Annotated in this window: 14 protein-coding genes; 9 read left to right on the top strand and 5 right to left on the bottom strand. The window is 63.7% G+C overall.

Annotated elements, in window-relative coordinates; all coding sequences use genetic code 11:
- Positions 1 to 200: 200 nt before the first annotated feature.
- Positions 201 to 1,196: an XdhC family protein gene (locus W911_RS06865; protein WP_144083551.1), complete on the bottom strand. Its 996-nt coding sequence runs from the start codon at positions 1,194 to 1,196 to the stop codon at positions 201 to 203.
- Positions 1,197 to 1,233: 37 nt separating this feature from the next.
- On the bottom strand, positions 1,234 to 1,998 hold the full coding sequence (locus W911_RS06860; RefSeq protein ID WP_023786807.1) for an FCD domain-containing protein: 765 nt from the start codon (positions 1,996 to 1,998) through the stop codon (positions 1,234 to 1,236).
- A gap of 149 nt (positions 1,999 to 2,147) precedes the next feature.
- On the opposite strand from W911_RS06860, the gene W911_RS06855 reads away from it, so the two are divergent.
- From W911_RS06855 to aldA, 4 genes are all read left to right on the top strand, one after another.
- Positions 2,148 to 3,797: an L-lactate permease gene (locus W911_RS06855; protein ID WP_023786806.1), complete on the top strand. Its 1,650-nt coding sequence runs from the start codon at positions 2,148 to 2,150 to the stop codon at positions 3,795 to 3,797.
- Positions 3,798 to 3,890: 93 nt separating this feature from the next.
- Entirely contained in the window at positions 3,891 to 4,343 is a 453-nt protein-coding gene (locus W911_RS06850) for a (2Fe-2S)-binding protein (protein ID WP_041317794.1), read from the top strand.
- 3 nt (positions 4,344 to 4,346) lie between these two features.
- A complete protein-coding gene (locus tag W911_RS06845) occupies positions 4,347 to 6,716 on the top strand; it encodes a xanthine dehydrogenase family protein molybdopterin-binding subunit (protein ID WP_023786804.1) in 2,370 nt (789 codons plus the stop codon).
- Positions 6,717 to 7,135: 419 nt separating this feature from the next.
- A complete protein-coding gene (gene aldA, locus W911_RS06840) occupies positions 7,136 to 8,599 on the top strand; it encodes an aldehyde dehydrogenase (protein WP_023786803.1) in 1,464 nt (487 codons plus the stop codon).
- 73 nt (positions 8,600 to 8,672) lie between these two features.
- Here aldA and W911_RS06835 read toward each other — a convergent pair whose 3' ends face one another.
- On the bottom strand, positions 8,673 to 10,634 hold the full coding sequence (locus tag W911_RS06835; RefSeq protein ID WP_023786802.1) for a sigma-54-dependent Fis family transcriptional regulator: 1,962 nt from the start codon (positions 10,632 to 10,634) through the stop codon (positions 8,673 to 8,675).
- A 52-nt stretch (positions 10,635 to 10,686) separates the two neighbouring features.
- Complete coding sequence (locus W911_RS06830) at positions 10,687 to 11,451, bottom strand: FadR/GntR family transcriptional regulator (RefSeq protein ID WP_023786801.1); 765 nt, start codon at positions 11,449 to 11,451, stop codon at positions 10,687 to 10,689.
- A 257-nt stretch (positions 11,452 to 11,708) separates the two neighbouring features.
- Between W911_RS06830 and W911_RS06825 the strand changes: the two genes are divergently transcribed.
- The 3 genes from W911_RS06825 (at position 11,709) to W911_RS18110 (ending at position 14,841) form a co-directional block, all read left to right on the top strand.
- Entirely contained in the window at positions 11,709 to 12,506 is a 798-nt protein-coding gene (locus W911_RS06825) for a (Fe-S)-binding protein (RefSeq protein WP_023786800.1), read from the top strand.
- Positions 12,507 to 12,772: 266 nt separating this feature from the next.
- Positions 12,773 to 14,194 (top strand): LutB/LldF family L-lactate oxidation iron-sulfur protein, encoded by a 1,422-nt coding sequence (locus W911_RS06820; RefSeq protein WP_023786799.1) that lies wholly within the window; start codon positions 12,773 to 12,775, stop codon positions 14,192 to 14,194.
- Positions 14,191 to 14,841, top strand: coding sequence for a LutC/YkgG family protein (locus tag W911_RS18110; protein ID WP_201768824.1), 651 nt, complete (start codon positions 14,191 to 14,193; stop codon positions 14,839 to 14,841). The genes W911_RS06820 and W911_RS18110 overlap by 4 nt, the downstream gene beginning before the upstream one ends.
- Before the next feature lie 386 nt (positions 14,842 to 15,227).
- On the opposite strand, the gene W911_RS06810 is transcribed toward W911_RS18110, so the two are convergent.
- Positions 15,228 to 16,583: a porin family protein gene (locus W911_RS06810; protein WP_023786797.1), complete on the bottom strand. Its 1,356-nt coding sequence runs from the start codon at positions 16,581 to 16,583 to the stop codon at positions 15,228 to 15,230.
- 623 nt (positions 16,584 to 17,206) lie between these two features.
- On the opposite strand from W911_RS06810, the gene W911_RS06805 reads away from it, so the two are divergent.
- Complete coding sequence (locus W911_RS06805) at positions 17,207 to 17,824, top strand: QcrA and Rieske domain-containing protein (RefSeq protein ID WP_023786796.1); 618 nt, start codon at positions 17,207 to 17,209, stop codon at positions 17,822 to 17,824.
- A gap of 59 nt (positions 17,825 to 17,883) precedes the next feature.
- Positions 17,884 to 19,623: a PQQ-dependent dehydrogenase, methanol/ethanol family gene (locus W911_RS06800; RefSeq protein WP_023786795.1), complete on the top strand. Its 1,740-nt coding sequence runs from the start codon at positions 17,884 to 17,886 to the stop codon at positions 19,621 to 19,623.
- Positions 19,624 to 19,689 lie beyond the last annotated feature (66 nt).

Below are 19,689 nucleotides of genomic sequence, written 5' to 3'. Positions count from 1 at the left end.
CTGATTGTGCGCGCCAACAACTATAACGGCAGGCGCACACATCACATTTGCGAAGACGTCCAGGACCGGAATGCTCCTTATTCTGAGCGATTCGTTCCGCTATGGGTACCCGCCAACTTGAGTTCACGACCTAGCCTGGCCCAGATGGTTCATCGGCCAATCTCGTTTCGTCGCGATGTCGTCCTGATTAAGTTTGGAGCCTAAGGCACCAGGTTCCGAGCTTTCGCCTGCGCCATCATCTCAGCCAGTACGCCGACGGCGAGGGTTGCCTTGCTCTTGGCTGCGGGAATGGAGCCGATTGGCGCGCGTATGCGGTCGAGACTCGCTTCCGATACCCCGCGTGCAGCAAGAATCTGGCGCCGCTCGCGGTGGACGGCGTGGTTGCCTAAAGCGCCGATGTAAAAGCATTGCGTCTCAAGCAATGCGGCGAGATGGTCGATTTCCCGCTCGTGCTCATGGAAAATCAGGATTGCGGCTGTCACGCAATCGAGGCCTGCGAGCGTTTCCGGAAGATCGGCGTCGTCGATGAGCGCGCGCCGCCCGGCCAAGCCCAGGGCGCCGCGTGTTGCGCTGTCAGGAGTGACGATCTTGAGCGCGATGCCAAGCGCTTCGGCGAGGGTCGCAATAGCCACCAGCGCCGGACCGCTCCCGAGCAGCAACACCTGGAGCGGTGGCGTAAAGACGCGCTCGAACACGTTGCCGACGCGGTGGCTCGGGGCCGAAATCCCGTTCGCGCTTTCCACCAGGATGACCGTACTGCGCTGGTCGTCCATGTCGGTCGCGAGCATGAACGGACGACGCTTGGCGCGATACTCTGCCATTTCGGCGAGTTGTACGGCCGAGATGGTCTGGTCGAAGTAAAGATCGAGCCCGCTTCCGCAGGGAAGGCGGATATCGACGTAGCGGGAGCCCTTGCCGTAGCGGACCAGCCTGTTCTGCCGCGCGGCGATGGCGGCCTTGGCTTCCAGCGCGACGGAGTCCTCAAGGCAGCCACCTGACAGATAGCCGGCATAGCGGCCGTCCTCCGCGACCGCCATGTGTGCACCAGGCTGGCGTGGCGCACCGCCTTCGACGCCGACCAAAGTGACAAGCGCCACACGCTGGCCCGCTGCTTGCCAGCGTCGCATGGCGGGGAACACGTCCTCGTCTGAGAGGAGGCCGGCGGAGGACAACTGGCTCAGCGCGTCGATAGTCATGGCCTTGTTGCCTTTCCGGACAATCTCGCCCTGCTGGTCAGCGTGGGGCCAGGAAGGCGTTTCGCCCAACCCGCGACATCGAGCACTTGAGCCGCTCCTTATCCTCTTCGATCTTCTCGACGGTGCCGAAGACGAACGCGATGTGCGTGGCGGCCGCCTTCTCCGCCTCGTCCGGTCGCCCCTCGATCACGGCCTTGCCGATGGCGAGATGCTGGGCGAGCAGCTTCTCGCGCACGCCTGCGCGCCGGTAAAGATGCTCGCGGTTAAAGAAGATATGGTCGCGCAGAAGCTCGCCGAGCCCGCGCATGACGTGAAGCACGAGAAAGTTATGGCTCGCTTCGTAGAGCCTGAGGTGCAGGCTCGCGTCCGCCTCCGCCTCCCGCGCCGGATCGGCCGCCTTGTGGGCCTTCTTCAACTCGGCGAGGCAGTCACGGATTGCCGCCCGGTCGAGGGGGGTTGCCCGCTCGGCCGCGAAGCGCGCTGCCTGTGCCTCCACGCACTGGCGGAACTCCAGATAGTCCGCGGCGGCGTTTTCGTGGTCGCGGTAGAGGTTCGCGAGCGGCGTCATCATCGGCGTCAGGAACTCGGCCACCGAGGTGCCGCTGCGCGAGGCGGTGAGCAGGCCGCGCTTTACGAGTTTATCGATCGCTTCGCGCAGCGAAGGGCGAGAGACATCGAGCCGCTGGGCGAGGTCGCGCTCGGAGGCAAGCTTCTCACCTGGCCGCAGAGTGCCTTCGAGAATGAGCTTTTCGATGCGCGTCGCGATCGCATCCGAAAGCCTTTGAGTCTGGACGGCTTCCATTCGCACCCTCCATGGAGACCCGGATCCGATGCTGCACCGCAAGAACGGCGTGCGGGCCCGATCCTACAACAGGTTTTGACCAACTGCCACAGCTGGTATATTCGTTTTACCAAAGCTTCAGAACAAACGTCGAGGGAGGGGAAGAGTTCATGTGGTCGCAGGTCTATGACCCGCTCGGAAGTATGGTGCTTTCCAGCACCGTCGCCGCCGTTCCTATCGTTGTTCTGCTTGGCGCCATCGGTGTTTTCAACATCCGCGCCCATATTGCGGCCATGTTGGGGCTCGTGGCGGCGCTGATCGTCGCCGTTTTTGCCTACGGAATGCCGGTGCAAATGGCGGGACTCGCGGCCGCCTACGGCGCGGCGTTCGGGCTTTTGCCGATTGGCTGGATCATTCTCAACGTCATCTTCCTTTATCAGCTCACCAACGAGAAGGGTGAGTTTGCGGTTTTGCAGCGGTCGATCAGCACCGTCAGCGACGATCGCCGGTTGCAGCTGCTGTTCATTGCGTTCTGCCTCGGCGCGTTTTTCGAGGGCGCTGCAGGGTTCGGAACGCCGGTCGCCGTGACGGCGGCGATGCTGATCGGGCTCGGCTTCACGCCGCTTGCCGCTTCCGGTCTCTCGCTGATTGCCAACACGGCGCCCGTCGCCTTCGGTGCGCTCGGCACCCCGGTGATCGCGCTTTCCGCCGTGACCGGCCTCGACCTTCACGAGCTGTCCGGCATGATTGGTCGGCAGCTTCCGTTCTTCTCCGTTATGGTGCCGTTCTGGCTGGTGTGGGCCTACGTCGGCTTCCGCAAGATGATGGAGGTCTGGCCACCGATTCTTGTTGCGGGCGTGTCGTTCGCCGTGCCGCAGTATCTGGTCTCGAACTTCCACGGTCCCTGGCTGGTCGACATCGTGGCCGCCATCGTGTCGATGGCGGCGCTCGCTGGCTTCCTGCGCATCTGGAAGCCGAGTGATCGGGCCGCAGCCACCGCGGCCGAGCTGGCTGGCGCGGGCAATGCCGGCTCCGTGCCGGTGAAGGAGGATCTCCCCGCGCCCGCGGTGCGGCGCGCATGGACGCCCTGGGTTGTGCTCTCGATTTGCGTCTTCCTCTGGGGCGCGCCGCAAGTGCGTGCGGCCCTCGATGGCATATGGGTGGCGAAAGTGCCCGTCATGGGCCTGCACGAACAGGTGCAGAAGGTGCCGCCCGTCGTTGCGGAAGCGCATACCGAAGCCGCCGTCTACACCTTCAACATCCTGTCGACGACCGGATCCGGCATTCTGCTCGCCGCCATCTTCTCAGGATTCTTCCTCGGATATAGTTTAAGCGGCATGGTGCGCATGTATCTTCGCACGATCTACCTCGTGCGCTATTCGCTGATCACGATCTCCTGTATGCTGGCAATCGGGTTCGTCACCCGCTACGCCGGCACCGACGCCACCCTCGGCCTCGCTTTGGCCAATACCGGCTGGCTCTATCCGTTGTTCGGCACCCTCATCGGCTGGCTCGGCGTGGCGTTGACCGGATCCGACACAGCATCCAACGTGTTGTTCGGCGGCTTGCAGAAGGTAACGGCAGAGCAGCTCGATTTGAGTCCGGTGCTGATGGCCTCCGCCAACAGCTCCGGCGGCGTGATGGGCAAGATGATCGATGCGCAATCCATCGTCGTCGCGTCTACGGCCACGAGGTGGTACGGGCACGAAGGGTCTATCCTTCGCTTCGTGTTCTTCCACTCGGTCGCGCTCGCGATCCTCGTTGGTCTGTTTGTCATGGGCCAAGCCTATGTGTGGCCTATGACCCTCCTCGTCCCGTGATCCTCGGCGCCGGAAGAGCCGACACGTTTGGACGATCGTTTGAAGTTGCAGTTGGCGGTCGTGTTTGCCGCCGTAAAACCGGGAGAACGTATCATGGCAACCTTCACCGTGAACGGCGAGAGCCGTTCCTTCGACGGGGATCCGGGCACGCCGCTGCTCTGGTATCTGCGTGACGACGCGGGCCTCACCGGCACCAAATACGGATGCGGACAAGGCCTTTGCGGGGCTTGCACCATCCACCTCGACGGCGTGGCCGTGCGCTCTTGCATGACGACGATCGAAATGGCGGACGGCAAGGCCGTGACCACGATCGAAGGCCTGCACCCGGAAGGCGATCACCCCGTGCAGAAGGCATGGCGCGAACTCAGCGTGCCGCAGTGCGGTTTCTGCCAGGCGGGGCAGATCATGCAGGCAGCGTCTCTCCTGGCGGAGAACCAGGCGCCGTCCGACGACGAAATTACCCAGGAAATGAGCGGAAACCTCTGCCGCTGCGGATGCTACCAGCGCATCCATGCGGCTGTGCGTCTTGCGGCGGGAGGAGTGTAAGCCATGTTGCATTATCTCAAGAAGGAAGCCGAGAAGGCCGAGCGTAAAACTTCGCCCGCTTTGATCGAGAATGTGAGCCGGCGTAGCTTCGTGGGCGGCGCTCTTGCCGCCTCGGGCCTCGTGCTCGCGGTTCGCATTCCGAGTGCGTCGGCGCGCGAGAAGCTGACGCCTTACCCGACGGGCGGCGCGGACATGCCGCACGGCTATGGCAGCGCCAGCGATCCGCACGTGTTCGTCTCCATCAAGCCGGATGGCTCCGTCACCATTCTCGCGCACCGCGCGGAAATGGGAACGGGCGTGCGCACCAGCCTGCCGATGGTCGTAGCCGACGAAATGGAGGCGGATTGGTCGCAGGTCAGCATCGAGCAGGCCGTGGGCGACGAGCCGCTCTACGGCAACCAGGACACCGACGGCTCGCGCTCCATGCGCCATTACATCCAGCCGATGCGCGAATGCGGAGCCGCGATGCGCCAGATGCTGGAGCAGGCGGCGGCAACCAAGTGGGGCATCGACGCGTCACGCGTGCGTGCCAAGGCTCACAAGGTGGCGCAACTCGACGACGCGGGCAAAGAGACAGGCGAAACGCTCGGCTTCGGCGATCTCGCGGAAGCGGCGATGGCGCTGCCCGTACCCGCGCGTGAAACGCTACTGTTCAAGACGCCCGACGAATTCAGCTATATGCGCAAGGGCGAGACGAAGATTACGGATCTCCACGACATCACGACCGGCAAGGCGATCTACGGCGCCGACGTGCGCCTTCCGGGCATGAAGTACGCCGTCATGATTCGCCCCGCCGTGCTCGGCGAGAAGCTCAAGTCGTTCGATGGTGCCGCTGCGCTGAAAGTGCCCGGCGTGGAAGCCGTGCACGAGATCGAAGGCTTCCACGAGGCGCCGCGCAAGTTTGCGCCGCTCGGCGGCGTCGCCGTTGTGGCGAACTCCACGTTCGCGGCGTTGCAGGGCCGGGATGCGCTCACCGTCGAATGGGAACCGAGCGCCGATCATGCCGGCTACAATACGGACGCCTTCTTCGAGGAGATGTCGGAGACGTCCAAGAAGCCCGGAAAGGTGATCCGCGATCTTGGTAACGTCGATACCACGTTCGCGAATGCCAAGACGGTGTTCTCGGAGGAGTATCGTTGCCAGCATCTCAATCAGGCATCGATGGAACCGCTCGTTGCGGTGGCGCGTGTCGCGGACGGAAAGTGCGAGGTGTGGGCGCCGGTGCAGAGCCCGTACGGCGCGCGCGAGGATCTCGCAAAAGCGCTTGAGCTTCCGATCGAGGACGTCACGGTTCATGTGACGCTGCTCGGCGGCGGTTTCGGGCGCAAATCGAAGTGGGACTTCATGGTCGAAGCCGCGCTCATCTCGCGGAAAATCGGCGGTGCGCCGGTGCTTCTGCAATGGACGCGCGAAGACGACATGCACCACTCGTTCTACCATACGGTCTCGGTGGAGCGGATCGAGATGGCCTTCGACGATGCCGGCAAGGTGACGGGCTTCCGCCACCGCACGGTGGCGCCGTCGATCCTCTCGACGTTTGCACCCGACAGCGGCTACCAGTTCAATATCGAATACGGCATGGGCTTCGTGAACACGCCGTACGAGATTGCGAACGTGCGCTGCGAGAACGGACAGGCGTTCGCCCATACGCGGATCGGCTGGCTCCGGTCGGTGTCGAACGTCCCGCGTGCGTTCGCGGTACAGTCCGCGGTTGCGGAAGCCGCGCATGCGATGGGGCGCGATCATCGGGAGTTCCTGCTGGAGCTGATCGGATCGGACCGCATCCTCGACCTGAAGGCGCTCGGGTATCCGGAGGACTTCTGGCACTATGGCGACCCCTACGAACCTTTCCCCGTCGATACGGCGCGCCTGAAGCACGTGATCAATCTGGCGACCGAGAAAGCCGGCTGGGGCAAGGAACTGCCGAAGGGGCAAGGGCTCGGTCTCGCGGCGCATCTGTCGTGGCACAACTACGTCGCGACGGTTGTGCACGTGGACGTGAAGGACGACGGCACCATCACCGTGCCTCATGCCGTCACGGCCATGGACTGCGGGTTCTACGTCAACCCGGAGCGCATCCGCTCGCAGGTCGAGGGCGCGGCCGTCATGGGCATGTCACACGGGCTTTACAGCGGCATCACGTTCAAGAACGGTGCGGTCGAGCAGTCCAACTTCTACGATTTCGAGATCGCGCGGATGTCGAACTTCCCGAAGGTGGTCGATGTGCTTCTCGTCGAGCCGCAGCCGGGACGGAATGCTGCGGGCGTGGGCGAGCCGGGCTTGCCGCCGTTCGCCCCCGCGCTCGCCAACGGCGTATTCGCCGCGACCGGCAAGCGCCTCAGAAACATGCCCATGGGCGAGAAGGTCGCGTAAGCGGCCTGGCGCCAACGGTCTGCTTTCAGAAGATGAAGCCCGGGGAAGGTTCGCCTTTCCCGGGCTTCTCTATTCTGATCACAGTGTCTTGGCGCTGCGCGCCGACGGTCGATGCCGCACACCTCGAACGGGCATCGAGTTACGGCGGACGTAACGTCAAACGAGCGCATGTTACACACGGCGACGCCTCCCAGGCAGAAGCGCGCGCATTGAAAAAATCGAAAATAGCCTAACTACGACAGACGCTTGCGCGTCCGAATAGCTCTGCGCCAAACGCGTTGCTTCCCTATTGGCATAGCGCTTGCTCCCACCGTCTGCGGCAGCGAGCCGTCTCGGCATCGCCGGCGAGGTGGCCCCGACGTACGGCCTTCCGCCGCGGACCCTCTGCCAAATGACAAAGAATTTCCAGGGAGTGACAGATGCAGCTTTTCACACAGCAGCCGGGAGCAGCGGCTGCCTATCAAAATTTTATCGACGGCAAGTTCGTCGAGAGCCGGGGCAATACGATCGACGTCTCCAATCCCGCCACGCTCGACGTTATCGCCCGCGTACCTGACAGCGGATCGGAGGTCGTCGATCAGGCCGTGCAGGCCGCGAAGCGCGCGCAGCCGGCGTGGGAGAAGCTGCCGGCGATCGAGCGCGCCCGCCATCTCAAGGCCATCGCGGCGAAGGTGCGGGCCAACGCCGAACCGCTCGCCCGCCTCATCACCGAGGAGCAGGGCAAGGTGCTGCCGCTCGCGCGCATCGAGGTCAACTTCACGGCCGATTACATCGACTATATGGCCGAGTGGGCACGGCGCATCGAGGGCGAGATCCTCACCAGCGACCGGGCGGGAGAAAGCATCTTCCTGTTCCGCAAGCCCATCGGCGTGACGGCCGGAATTCTGCCTTGGAACTTTCCGTTCTTCCTCATTGCCCGCAAGATGGCTCCGGCACTCGTCACCGGAAACACTATCGTCATCAAGTCGAGCGAGGAAACGCCACTCAATGCCTTTGCCTTCGCCGGACTGGTGGCGGAGACGGACCTGCCCGCCGGAGTCTTCAATCTCGTGAGCGGCACCGGGGCCAACACCGGCGCCCACCTGGCTGCCCACCGCGACGTCGGGCTGATCAGCTTCACAGGCAGCGTCGAGACCGGCAGCAAGATCATGCAGATGGCCGCCACCAACCTGACGCGCGTCAATCTGGAGCTCGGCGGCAAGGCCCCTGCCATCGTGCTGGCCGACGCCGACCTCGATCTGGCGGCGAAAGCGATTTACGACTCGCGCGTCATCAACACGGGCCAGGTCTGCAATTGCGCCGAGCGCGTCTACGTGGCGCGGCCGGTGGCGGATGCCTTCCTCGATCGCATCACCCGTCTGATGCGCGAGACGCGTTACGGCGATCCCCTGGCCATGCCCGATCTTAACATGGGCCCCCTCGTCAACCGCGCCGGCCTGGACAAGGTGACGGGCATGGTCGACCGGGCGCGCGCTGCCGGCGCCGAGGTTGTAACCGGCGGCAAGCCGGCCGATGTCTCGCGCGGCCACCATTACGAGCCCACGGTTATCGCCAACTGCCGCGCCGATATGGAGATCATGCAGAAGGAGGTGTTCGGCCCCGTGCTGCCGATCCAGATTGTCGATGACGTCGAGGAGGCGGTCGCGCTGTCGAACGCGTCAGACTACGGGCTGACCTCGTCGATCTTTACGAACGACCTGAATACGGCAATGCGCGCGAGCCGCGACTTGCGCTTCGGCGAGACCTACATCAACCGCGAGCACTTCGAGGCCATGCAGGGCTTCCACGCCGGACGGCGCAAGTCCGGCATCGGCGGGGCGGACGGCAAGCACGGTCTCTACGAGTTTACCGAGACCCAAGCGGTTTACCTGCAGCACGGCTGATCCGCAGGCACATCTGCGGTATCCCGCTCAAGCACGCTCCCGGACACAATCCGGGAGCGTGAAGGCGACTTGCTCACGTCGGCCGGCTGAGGTTTTCCTTCTTGATCCAGCGGTAAAGCGTCTGCCGGCTCACCCTCAGCTCACAAGCCGCATCGGAAATGCACCAGCGGTTGCGCTCCAGCGCATCGATCAGATTGGGCGCGTCGGGCACGTCCCCGACCGGGGAAGGCGCGTTGTCTCCGGCTCCGAGGTTGAGCCAGTTCGGCAACCGATCCTGCGAGATCTCATCCTCGCCAGAGCAGGCGAGCGCATACCGGAGCGCGAGACGCAACTCGCGCATGTTGCCGGGCCACCTCTGCGCGAGGAGGATCTTGAGCGCCTCCGGCGAGATAGCCGGCGGCACCCCAAGCGCCATCTTCTGCGCCTCGACGGCCAGCGCGCCCAAGATCACGCTCTCCTTGTCCGTCCGCGCCCGGAGGGCAGGCAGCTCCAGGCGTATGCCCGCGATGCGGTAATAGAGATCCTGGCGGAACGTGCCCTCGGAGACCATCTTCGGCAAGTCCTGATGGCTCGCACAGATGAGGTTGAAATCCACCTTGATGGGCTTGGCCGCGCCGAGCGGCACCACCTCCCCCTGGGCCAGCACGCGCAGAAGCCGCGTCTGAAGCGGAAGCGGCATGTCGCCGATCTCGTCCAGGAACAGCGTGCCGCCGTTGGCCTCGGCGATTCGTCCGCGCCGGCCCTCTCGCCGCGCCCCCGTGAAAGTGCCCGTCTCGTAGCCGAACAGTTCGCTTTCGATCAGGCTTTCGGGGATAGACGAGCAGTCGATGACCACGAACGGCTTGGCGGAGCGTGCACCCACCTCATGAATGCCGCGCGCGAACTCCTCCTTGCCGGTGCCGGTCTCGCCGTAGAGCAGGATCGGCAGGCTTTTGTCGACGAGCCTGCGGATGGTCCGGACATGCTCGCGCATGACGGGATCGCTACCGGCCAGAAAATCGAGATCGAGCTTGCACGCGCCGGCAGCCCCGGACGCCAGTCTCCTGGACGGCGCCCAGCCGGCGGAGCGGGCAGGCGCGATCAGGCTTGCAAAACATGGACGGTCGCTGCCCTTCAGGTGCGCGATGCCGATACGTTCGACGTGCGGACTCTTGGCGCTGCGGGCCACATCCTGCCAGGCGATCTCCATGAACGCCGAGAGCGGATTTCCGATCAGGGCGCCACAATTCGTTGCCCGCGCGTGGTCGCCGCCGCCCCCTTGAACTTCGATGGTGCGCCCATTGTCGTCCAGCGCCAGGATCAACCCGGAGCCATCATGATGGCTGTCCAGCCCCCATTCGACGCGCACGATGGCGCGGTTGCGGTTCTTTTCCAGGAAGTAGCGCCGCTCGATACGGCGTGCCGTTGCCGAAACGAGTTCGCGCACCAACGGCTGCATCTCCTTAGGAAGGTCCGCGACCGATGACGCGTCGAGCGATGCCATGACCTGCCCGTCGGAGCCGAAAATCGGTGCTGCCGTGCAGGTGAGGCCCGAATAGTTGAAGAAGAAGTGCTGCGAGCGGTGGATGGTCACTGCGCACCGGCTCGCGATCGATGTCCCGATCCCGTTAGTTCCGGCTTGTTCCTCGCCCCACGTCGCCCCGGGGCACACGCCGACGCGACGCAGCGCACGGTCGGGCGCCGCCGCACTCAGCACATCGAGTGCAATGCCGTTCGGATCGGCCAGCATGACGACATAGCCGGACCCGCCCACTTGCTCCATCAGCCGCTCGATCTCGGGACGGGCGACATGCCTCAGGAGGTCGAGCGGATCGACGGCGCGCTTCAACTCGTTGCTTGTGACAATCTCAGGCCCCTTGTGGCCGCCGCGGTCGAGCTTGTATTCGCTGACGCAGCGTTTCCACGACGAGACGATGAGACTCGACATATCCTCCGCGACATCGCACTCGTCCCGCGCGATCTCGTCGACGATCCTTTTCGCATGAGCGTATTCGGGAGATCGGTCAGCCACCTTTCCCTTGCCAAACACGTTCATTCTCGCCCTCCCAAAAAGGCTTCTTATGTTTGCTCCGGGCGTGCTCGTCTTTTCAACTTGCGAGATAATCGCTCCGTGCAACGCGCAACAGCGACGCCTTGAGGCGTGCGCCGTCGCGAAGAATCTCCTCGACGTTGTTGAACGTGAAGCGCACGTGGTCGGTCGCGGCGGCCTCGGCTGCTTTAGGGTTGCCCGCCAGAATGGCGTCCGCGATGGCCAGATGCTGCGCCAGAAGCTTGTTGCGAACGGCCGCGCGCTGATAGAGCTGCCGGCGGCTGTAGAAAATGTTGGTGCGGAGCAGCTCGACCAGCCCCCTCATGATGTGGAGCACGACGGCGTTGTGCGCCGCTTCGTAGATCGAAATATGCAGATCGACGTCTGCTTGAGCCTCTTCGGTCGGATCCGCAATCTCGTGCGCCTTCTTCATGCGCGCGACACAGGCCCGGATGGCCTCTCGGTCGATGTCTGATGCCCTGAGCGCCGCGTAGCGCGCCGACTGGGCGTCGACGCCTTGACGAAACTCGAAATAGTCGGCCGTGACCTGCGCGTTGTTTTCCAGCAGGGAGGCCAGCGGCTTGAGAAGCGGCGACAGGAATTGAGCCACATGCGTTCCGCCGCGCGTCGTGATCAGCAAGCCACGGCCGGCGAGCATCTCGATCGCCTCGCGCAAGGAGGCCCGGGACACATCGAGTTTCTCGGCAAGCTCGCGCTCCGGCGTCAGCCGCTCACCCGGGCGCAGGACGCCCTGCAGAATGAGCTGCTCGATGTGCTCGGCAATCGCTTCGGCGACCCGCTGCGGCTTAATGCGTTCGGTCATGGTCTGTCCGCGAGGCCTCCCCGTTAGCGATGTGGGATGAACGACGAGCCGTCAGGAGTAATAGATCGTCCAAATCTGTCAATAGGAACTATCTATTTCCCACTCGGATCATTTGGTCTAATAATATGACCATAAAGGCGAGCGGTCCGGATCGGCGACCTGTTGAGACTCGCCGGATTCGGGGGAAATCACGTGGTGTCTCAATCCTATATTCCGTCCGGCGCCATGCAGACTTGGGTGACGGCTTCCCCGTGCCGATGACGAAAATCGACGATGCACCCTCAACAACCGGCGGACGCCCGCGGGTCGGCCTTTTCGTCACCTGCCTCGTCGATCTGTTCCGCCCCGGCGTCGGCTTCGCTGCGGTCAAACTGCTCGAAGATGCCGGCTGCTCGGTCGAGGTTCCCGAAGCGCAGGTCTGCTGCGGCCAGCCGGCCTATAACAGCGGCGACCAGGGCGCCGCACGCCGCATCGCAAAGCAGGTCATCGAGGCGTTCCAAGGCTTCGACTATGTCGTCGGCCCGTCCGGATCGTGCATGGCCACGGTCCGCAAGGAGTATCCCGCGATGTTCGACGGCGATGTCACCTGGCACGCCCGCGCCGTCGCACTTGCGGAGCGGAGCTACGAGCTCATGAGCTTCCTGACCGACGTCATGGGCATGTCGGCCGTGACCGCCTCCTTTCACGGCACCGCGACTTACCACGACAGTTGCTCCGGCCTGCGCACCCTCGGAATCAAGGCGCAGCCGCGCACGCTTCTCGCAACGGTCGAGGGCCTGACGCTCACCGAGCTTCAGGATGCGGAAACATGCTGTGGGTTCGGCGGTACCTTTTGCGTAAAGTACCCCGAAGTTTCCGTTAGAATGGTCTCCGACAAGGTCGCGAACATCGAGATGACTGCCGCAGACACCGTGCTCGGCGGAGATCTCGGGTGTTTGATGAATATTGCGGGCCGGCTCAAGCGGCTCGGCAAGCCCGTCCGCGTCTACCATGCCGCCGAAGTTCTGGCTGGCATGGCGGGGCCGGCGGGCATCGGCGACCCGGAGAAGGGCTAGGCTGCGTACTCATAAATGGATGGGACATTGATGAGCCAAGACAAGCCAAGGGCCAGGAAAAGCGTGCAGCTCGATGTCTATCATCGGGCAAACGGTTTGACGCCGCCATTGGTTTGTCTTGGCTCACCCCGCAGGGGCGCGGTCCTTTCGCGCTTCCGGTGCGTCCCGAAAGCTTGCAAACCATGGAGGTTTCCTGCGCTTCCGCTCCTGCCGGAAGCACGAAAGTCCTCGCGTCAATGCCCACCCATTTATGAGTACGCAGCCTAATGCTGGTCAACGGCAAGGATTTCAGTTCGCGCGCATCCAAGGCGCCCGCGGACGCGGGTCTGCAACAGCAGGTGTCGAACCTCAAAACGGGGTTCGTTGCCGCCCGCGCGCGCGCCGTCGCTGCGCTGCCCGAGTACGAGGCCATGCGCGACGCTGGCGCGGCAATCAAGGATCATACGCTCGCAAACCTCGATTTCTATCTTGAGCGCTTCGAGCGAGCGGTCGTCGACCGGGGCGGGCATGTGCACTGGGCCGCGGATGCCGAAGAAGCTTGCCGTATCGTGCGCGAGATTTGCACGCGGACCGGCGCCAGGACCGTCACCAAGGGCAAGTCGATGGTGTCCGAGGAGATCGGGCTCAACGAGGCGCTGGAGGCCGACGGGCTCGATGTGGTCGAGACGGATGCGGGCGAATATATCGTCCAGCTTGCAAAAGAGGCCCCCAGCCACATCGTCATGCCGACCGTGCACAAGACGACGAACGAAATCTCGGATCTCTTCTTCGAGCACCATCGGCGGCACGGCTTCAGCGAGCGCGTCACCGACGCGGCAGAACTCATCGCCCAGGTGCGTTCCGTCATGCGGGAGAAATACTTCTCCGCCGACATCGGCATTACGGGCGCCAACTTTCTCGTCGCCGAGACCGGATCCAACATCATCGTCACGAACGAGGGCAACGGAGATCTCACGTGCACCCTCGCCCGCGTGCACATCGTGACGGCGGGCATCGAGAAGGTCGTGCCGACGCTGAACGACGCCAGCGTGCTTTTGCGTCTGCTGGCCAGAAGCGCGCTCGGCATCGAGACGACGAGCTATACCACGCTCTCGACCGGCCCCAGGCGTCCCGGCGATGCCGACGGCCCCGAGGAGTACCATGTCGTGCTCGTCGACAACGGCCGCACAAAGATGCTTTCGGGCGCGTTCCGGCCGATGCTTCGCTGCATTCGCTGCGGCGCCTGCATGAACCATTGCCCGGTCTATCTCGCGGTCGGCGGCCACACCTACGCATCGGTCTACCCCGGCCCCATGGGCGCGGTGCTGACACCGATGATCGCGCGCCACGAGGCGGCGAACGAGCTTCCCCATGCGTGCACGCTGAATGGGCGCTGCCAGCAGGTGTGCCCGGTCAAGATCCCTCTTCCGGACCTACTCAGGCGCCTGCGCCACGAGCAATGGGAGGACGGCTTCATCAAGGGCCGTTCACGGTGGGGGCTCGGCGTGTGGTCCTGGCTCGCAACGCGACCGGCGCTCTATCGTGTCGCGACGCGCCTTGGCGTTCAGGTGCTCCGATGGCTCGGTCGGTCCAGGGGCCGGATCGGACACCTGCCCCTCGCAGGGGAATGGACGGCGGGTCGTGACCTGCCGGCACCTCAAGGGACAACCTTTCATGCCGCATGGGCCAAGAGAAAGCGCCAGCCGTGACCGAAGCACGACGCGACACCGTGCTGGCGCGCATCAGGGCGGCGCTCGGCGACCGACACCGCACTCGCGATGAACTGGCGACACTCGATCGACGGCTGAACGCGCCTCCCGTGGGCGTGCGCCCAAAGCTGCACGACGATCCGCTGAGCCAGTTCATCACGAAGGCGCAAGCCAACCTCTGCACAGTGGAACGCATCGCCTCGCTGCAGATGCTTGTGCCGGCGATTCTTCGCCTGCTGCCACCGCCCCCGCAGAAGCCCGACATCAGCGTCGCACCGGCTCTGGCGCATCTGGGGTGGCCAGCCGACTGGAGCATCAATTTCGGCGCCGGCAGACGGACTGAGCCCTTGAGCGTGACGCTGGCCGTCGCGGGCATCGCCGAAACGGGCAGCGTTGTCCTGCGGTCCGCCCCCGCATCGCCGACGACATTGAATTTCCTACCCGACATGCATGTCGTCGTGCTGCGCGCGGACGACGTCGTCGCCCATACGGAAGACGCCTGGGCCCGCCTGCGCGCCGAAGGCGGGGACTGGCCCCGGACGGTCAATATCATTGCCGGGCCGTCGCGCACCGCAGACGTCGGTGGCATCATCGTCAGGCCGGCGCATGGCCCGAAGAGCGTTCATCTCGTGCTTTGCGATAGCTGACGCACGACGGAATTTCCGCGCGTCTTCGCTGCGCCGCCGCGCACGCCCCCTGCTCACCGCCGCAATCCAGCCAGCAGCATCGAAAAAAGGGCGATCGACGATCGCCCTCAAGGTTGCCTTGGGAGAGGACCGTTGCCGAACGAGAAATGCGGCAACGGCAGGAGCGAAAAAGGCGGCTCGCGTCGATCGGGAGAAGGACTTTGCGAGCCGCCCTGGTGGCATGGACCTAGACCATGATCGTTTCAGGCCCTATCAGCCTGAAACGTGAATCATCGGTCTAACTCAAGAGACCATGATCGTTTCAGGCCCTATCAGCCTGAAGCGTCAATCATCGATCTCATCAAAGAGATTAGAGCATCCGATCCGATTGCATTGAATCGGACGCTCTAGAAGAAGATTGCCGCGCCGAGTGCATAGATGTGCAGGTTCTCAAGGCTCTCCTTGCCCGTCGCACCTCCGGCATCGATGAAATCGATCTCGCCGTCGTAGTTCTTGTACTTCAGCCAGAGCGCCATCGATGCGGCATCGAGTTCCTGCACGACACCGAAGCCGAAGCGCTCGAACGTCGATCCGCTCGTGTGGGCCGCTCCGCCCGCGCAAGCCGTGTCGATGTTGCCGCCCGTTCCCGCGAAGCCGTCGCAGAGATCGGTCACGCCGCTGAACACCGCGCCGCCCTCAAGGCCGCTGAACATATCGTCGCCGCGGCCGTATTCGCCGTAGAAGATGGTGGCGCCGAGGGAGGTGAGGTTCGTCCTGAGACCGGCCTTAAGATAGAGCTGGTCGGAGTCCTTGAATCCGTCCGGATCCTCGTTGCCGTAATAGACGACACCGAAGAGACCGGTCGGCTGATGCAGCGCCGAGAAGCTGACCTGGAAGATGCTGGTATCCGTGATCGTGTTGATCCGAGGATCGCCTTTGTTCTCGTGGTACGACATGCCGAACGCCGTCTTGAAGGCGCCGAACTCGCCGGCATGCCTCAGGGCCACGTCCCAGTGGTCGTCGCCGCCCCAACTCGTCGAGGCGACGAAGCCGGCGATGGTCGGCGTGTCATAGCGAACGCTGTCGGTTCGGTCGCCGGCGCAGTCGGCGAAGATGCCGACGCCCGTCGTGTAGCAATTGCCGATGTCGCCCCAGCGGGCCTTTGCCCGCCTTCCCGTGCCTTGCGGGACGAGCTGGAAGTTCTGGCCGTCGAAGATGACGAGGTTGGCCGCGAAGATGCTGCCCGCGCCGGAGACGTCGACCCAGGTATCGTCAGCGGAGTGGCTTTGCCGGCCGACGGAGACCCGGCCCAGGCGCTCGCTCTTGATCCACCAATACGAGTTGAGCAGGCCCGGCGGGCCCTCGCCGCCGCGTGCGTTGGAGGCATCCTGCACGAAGCCGTTGGCGCCGGTGATGTCGAAGCGCAGGCTATAGCCGGCCGACCATTCGTTGTTGATGCTTGCCGATCCGTCGAAATGCAGACGGGTTCCGAGGTCGTTCAGGCTGGTGCCGACGTAGGCATCCGAGCTGATGCTATCGTCCCAACCCATGATCTGCTGGGTGACCCAGCCCGAGATCGTAAGGGACACCTTGCGGTTGCCCTTGCGTGCGGTTGTCGCTTCGAGCTCTGCAATCCGCTCTTCGAGATCGGCGCAGCAGTTCCCCCCAAAATCCGCCGCGAACGACCTGTCGCTCCCCAGCAGACCTGCGCTCACACCCACCAGGGCCGCCGCAGAAAACAGGAATGTCTTTCCCCCAAGCATGCTTCTTCTCCTTCGAAAGGCTTTCCCGAGCCGCAATATGAATTCGTTCCTTCACGCATGAACTTGAACCGACGCTCACCGCCGTCCAGCCCCACAAGGCAAGCGGTGTGCCAGTTGCCGAGGGCAATTGCGCCGAAGAGCGATCCGAACCTGCGGGGCGGCACGCCTCGACACAAAAAATAAAATTGGACAGAGGGTTATGAGTTTCGATGAGAAAGACACCCGCATCAGACACGTCAGATTACGGACGGGTCGTGCTGGGAGAGCAACAATATTGGTGTGGCCACCTGCTCCATTCCCCGCGTGGGCGTGTGGGTCCAGCGTTACACTGTGACATCGAGCGATCCGCGCAATGTAACGCGGGATGTTCGTGACCTCGTCTCGCGACGCGTAAAAGAGCCTGCCAGGCATCCGGCCTGCCATCGCAGCGCGCCATCCGGAACATCCGATTTTACAAGTTTTTCCGGAGCCTTGCCCGACGTCGGCGCACCGATGCTGCAACAGCGCGTGCAGCGCAAATAGGTAATGGCACGAATCATGCTGTCCCCCCTTCTTGCGGTGAAGATGTCGCAGTGAATGCGATCCCGATCCGCAGCGCACCAAGACGCAGATTGGGGAGGAACATGCAGAAGGATACACGAACCCGCCGTGACGCCGGCGGAGCGGACGAGGATCAGTGCGAGGTCGGTCGCCGCAATGTCTTGCAGGGTCTTGCCTTCTCCTGCTGTGCCGTTGCTGCCGGCATCGCCGCGAGTGCGCCAGCCGATGCGCAGACCACACGCGGAAGACGCGCGGAGCCCGGACATCGCTTCGCGTTCATGACCGGCGACAAGGAAGGCGAGGTCGTCGCGCCGTCAGATGTGAAGATCGGAGAGCAGCCTCTCCTCGTCTACCCGATGGATGCAGAGACAGGGGACATCCTCGCGTCGCGCGCCAACCTCCTCATTCTCATGCGCGTGCCTGAAGGCGATCTGGATCCATCCATGGAACAGCACGCCGCCGCGGGCATCGTCGCCTACTCGGCCATCTGCACGCATGAGGGCTGCCCGATCTCGGGCCAGCATGAGAACCCGCGCATGGCCGTGTGCAACTGCCACGGCTCGACGTTCGACGTGGGCAACAACGGTGTCGTGGTTCAGGGACCTGCCGTGCGCAGGCTCGCCATGCTGCCGGTAACCATCACCGACGGCGCGTTGGTGGTGGCGGGGAAGCTGAACGGCCCGATCGGGCCGCCAGCGTAGGAGGCACCTCATCACGCCTCATGCAACGAAGCATTCAAAAAACTGGGAGGACCTACTCGATGAAACTTCGATCATCCGTTGCAGTTCTTGCACTTGTGGCCGCACCGGCCACGATGCAAGCGGCTGAGTTCAAGCTGTCGGACTACAAACCAGTCACCGAGGACCGGATGAAGAATCCGGAGGCGGAGAACTGGCTGCTGACCAAGGGCAACTATGCCGGCTGGAGCTACACGCCGCTCGATCAGATCACGACAGAGAACGTCTCCAGGTTGAGGCCGGTATGGTCGGCCGCCACGGGCGTCAACTCAGGCCACGAGGCCCCCGCGGTCGTCAACGGCGATTACATGTTCGTCGCGACGCCGCACAACCAGGTGCTGGCGTTCGATGCGAAAACCGGCCGCTCGCTGTGGCGCTTCGTACGCGAGGTGCCGGAAGGCATGGGCGCCTTGCACCGGACCAACCGCGGCGTGGCGCTCTGGGGCGACAAGGTCTACGTCGGCAGCATCGACTGCATGCTGACCGCGCTCGACGCCAAGACAGGCACGAAGGTCTGGGAGGCGGAGGTCTGCGATTGGGAAACCAAGAGCGCTTACATCACCTCGGCACCGCTGGCCGTGAAGGGCAAGATCATCATCGGTCCGTCCGGCGGCGAGTTCGGCGTGCGCGGCTACATCAAGGCCTTCGACGCCGAGACCGGCAAGGAAGCGTGGACGACCTACTCCGTGCCCGCCCCCGGCGAGCCGGGCTCGGAAACCTGGCCGCAGGACGGGAAATGGAAGGATGCTTGGAAGAACGGCGGCGGCACCATGTGGATGCCGGGCAACTACGACGCCAAGAACGACGTGATCTACTGGGGCGTCGGCAACGGTGCTCCGTGGATCGCCGATCAGCGTCCGGGCGACAACCTCTATATCGCGTCGAGCCTTGCGATCAATCCGGACGACGGCAAGATCGTCAGCCACTTCCAGTATCACCATAACGATGGCTGGGACTGGGCGGCGATGAACGCGCCGACGCTGGTCGAGTTCAACAAGGACGGCAACACGGTCGAGGGCCTGATCAGCGCGCAGCGCAACGGCGTGCTGTACTGGCTCGAACGTGACGCGACGGGCAACATCTCCTTCGATCAGGCCGAGAAGTACGTTTACAACAACGTCTTCACGAGCATCGATCCGAAGACGGGCCGGCCAACCTACAACCAGGACGCCATCCCCGGCACCGGCAAGTCGGCAACCTACTGCCCGACTCTCTGGGGCGGCAAGGACTGGCCATATGAGGCCTACAGCCCGAAGAGCGGCATGCTCTACATCCCCTACAACGAGAACCACTGCAGCACGCTGACCGGCATCATCCAGCCGATCATTCCCGGCGTGTGGTCGGCGGGCGTGGACATCAACGCGCTCAACATCGAGTTGCGCGACGGCTGGGACCACATCGGCGGCATCCAGGCCTGGAGCGTCGACGGCCGCAAGGAAGAGTGGCGCGTCAAGTATCCCGGCTCCTGGAACTGGGGCTCGATCCTGACCACCGGCGGTGGCGTCCTGTTTGCGGGCGGCACCAACGACCGCATGTTCCGCGCCTACGATGAGAAATCCGGCAAGCTGCTTTGGGAGTTCCCGACGCCTTCCGGCATCATCTCGCCGCCGAGCGCCTTCTCCGTCGACGGCAAGCAGTACATCGCCGTCGTGTCGGGTTGGGGCGTGGACGCAGCCTGGGTCCAGGGCAAGATGAATGAACTTGCCGGTTGGGAGAAGCAGGTGCCCGAAGGTGGCTCGGTCTGGGTGTTCGCACTCGACTGATCCCGACGCATAGACAGCCAGAAAAGAGAACCGATCCGCACCGTTTCTAGCCGGTGCGGATCGGCA

The sequence above is a fragment of the Hyphomicrobium nitrativorans NL23 genome, from assembly GCF_000503895.1.
Taxonomy (GTDB): domain Bacteria; phylum Pseudomonadota; class Alphaproteobacteria; order Rhizobiales; family Hyphomicrobiaceae; genus Hyphomicrobium_C; species Hyphomicrobium_C nitrativorans.
Note: the sequence above shows the minus strand (reverse complement) of the source record. Positions and strands in the feature narration are given on the sequence as shown.

Coding starts and splice junctions, on each gene's coding strand:
- W911_RS06865 (WP_144083551.1), bottom strand. CDS start 1,196: ATGACTATCGACGCGCTGAGCCAGTTGTCCTCCGCCGGCCTCCTCTCA.
- W911_RS06860 (WP_023786807.1), bottom strand. CDS start 1,998: ATGGAAGCCGTCCAGACTCAAAGGCTTTCGGATGCGATCGCGACGCGC.
- W911_RS06855 (WP_023786806.1), top strand. CDS start 2,148: ATGTGGTCGCAGGTCTATGACCCGCTCGGAAGTATGGTGCTTTCCAGC.
- W911_RS06850 (WP_041317794.1), top strand. CDS start 3,891: ATGGCAACCTTCACCGTGAACGGCGAGAGCCGTTCCTTCGACGGGGAT.
- W911_RS06845 (WP_023786804.1), top strand. CDS start 4,347: ATGTTGCATTATCTCAAGAAGGAAGCCGAGAAGGCCGAGCGTAAAACT.
- aldA (WP_023786803.1), top strand. CDS start 7,136: ATGCAGCTTTTCACACAGCAGCCGGGAGCAGCGGCTGCCTATCAAAAT.
- W911_RS06835 (WP_023786802.1), bottom strand. CDS start 10,634: ATGAACGTGTTTGGCAAGGGAAAGGTGGCTGACCGATCTCCCGAATAC.
- W911_RS06830 (WP_023786801.1), bottom strand. CDS start 11,451: ATGACCGAACGCATTAAGCCGCAGCGGGTCGCCGAAGCGATTGCCGAG.
- W911_RS06825 (WP_023786800.1), top strand. CDS start 11,709: ATGACGAAAATCGACGATGCACCCTCAACAACCGGCGGACGCCCGCGG.
- W911_RS06820 (WP_023786799.1), top strand. CDS start 12,773: ATGCTGGTCAACGGCAAGGATTTCAGTTCGCGCGCATCCAAGGCGCCC.
- W911_RS06810 (WP_023786797.1), bottom strand. CDS start 16,583: ATGCTTGGGGGAAAGACATTCCTGTTTTCTGCGGCGGCCCTGGTGGGT.
- W911_RS06805 (WP_023786796.1), top strand. CDS start 17,207: ATGCAGAAGGATACACGAACCCGCCGTGACGCCGGCGGAGCGGACGAG.
- W911_RS06800 (WP_023786795.1), top strand. CDS start 17,884: ATGAAACTTCGATCATCCGTTGCAGTTCTTGCACTTGTGGCCGCACCG.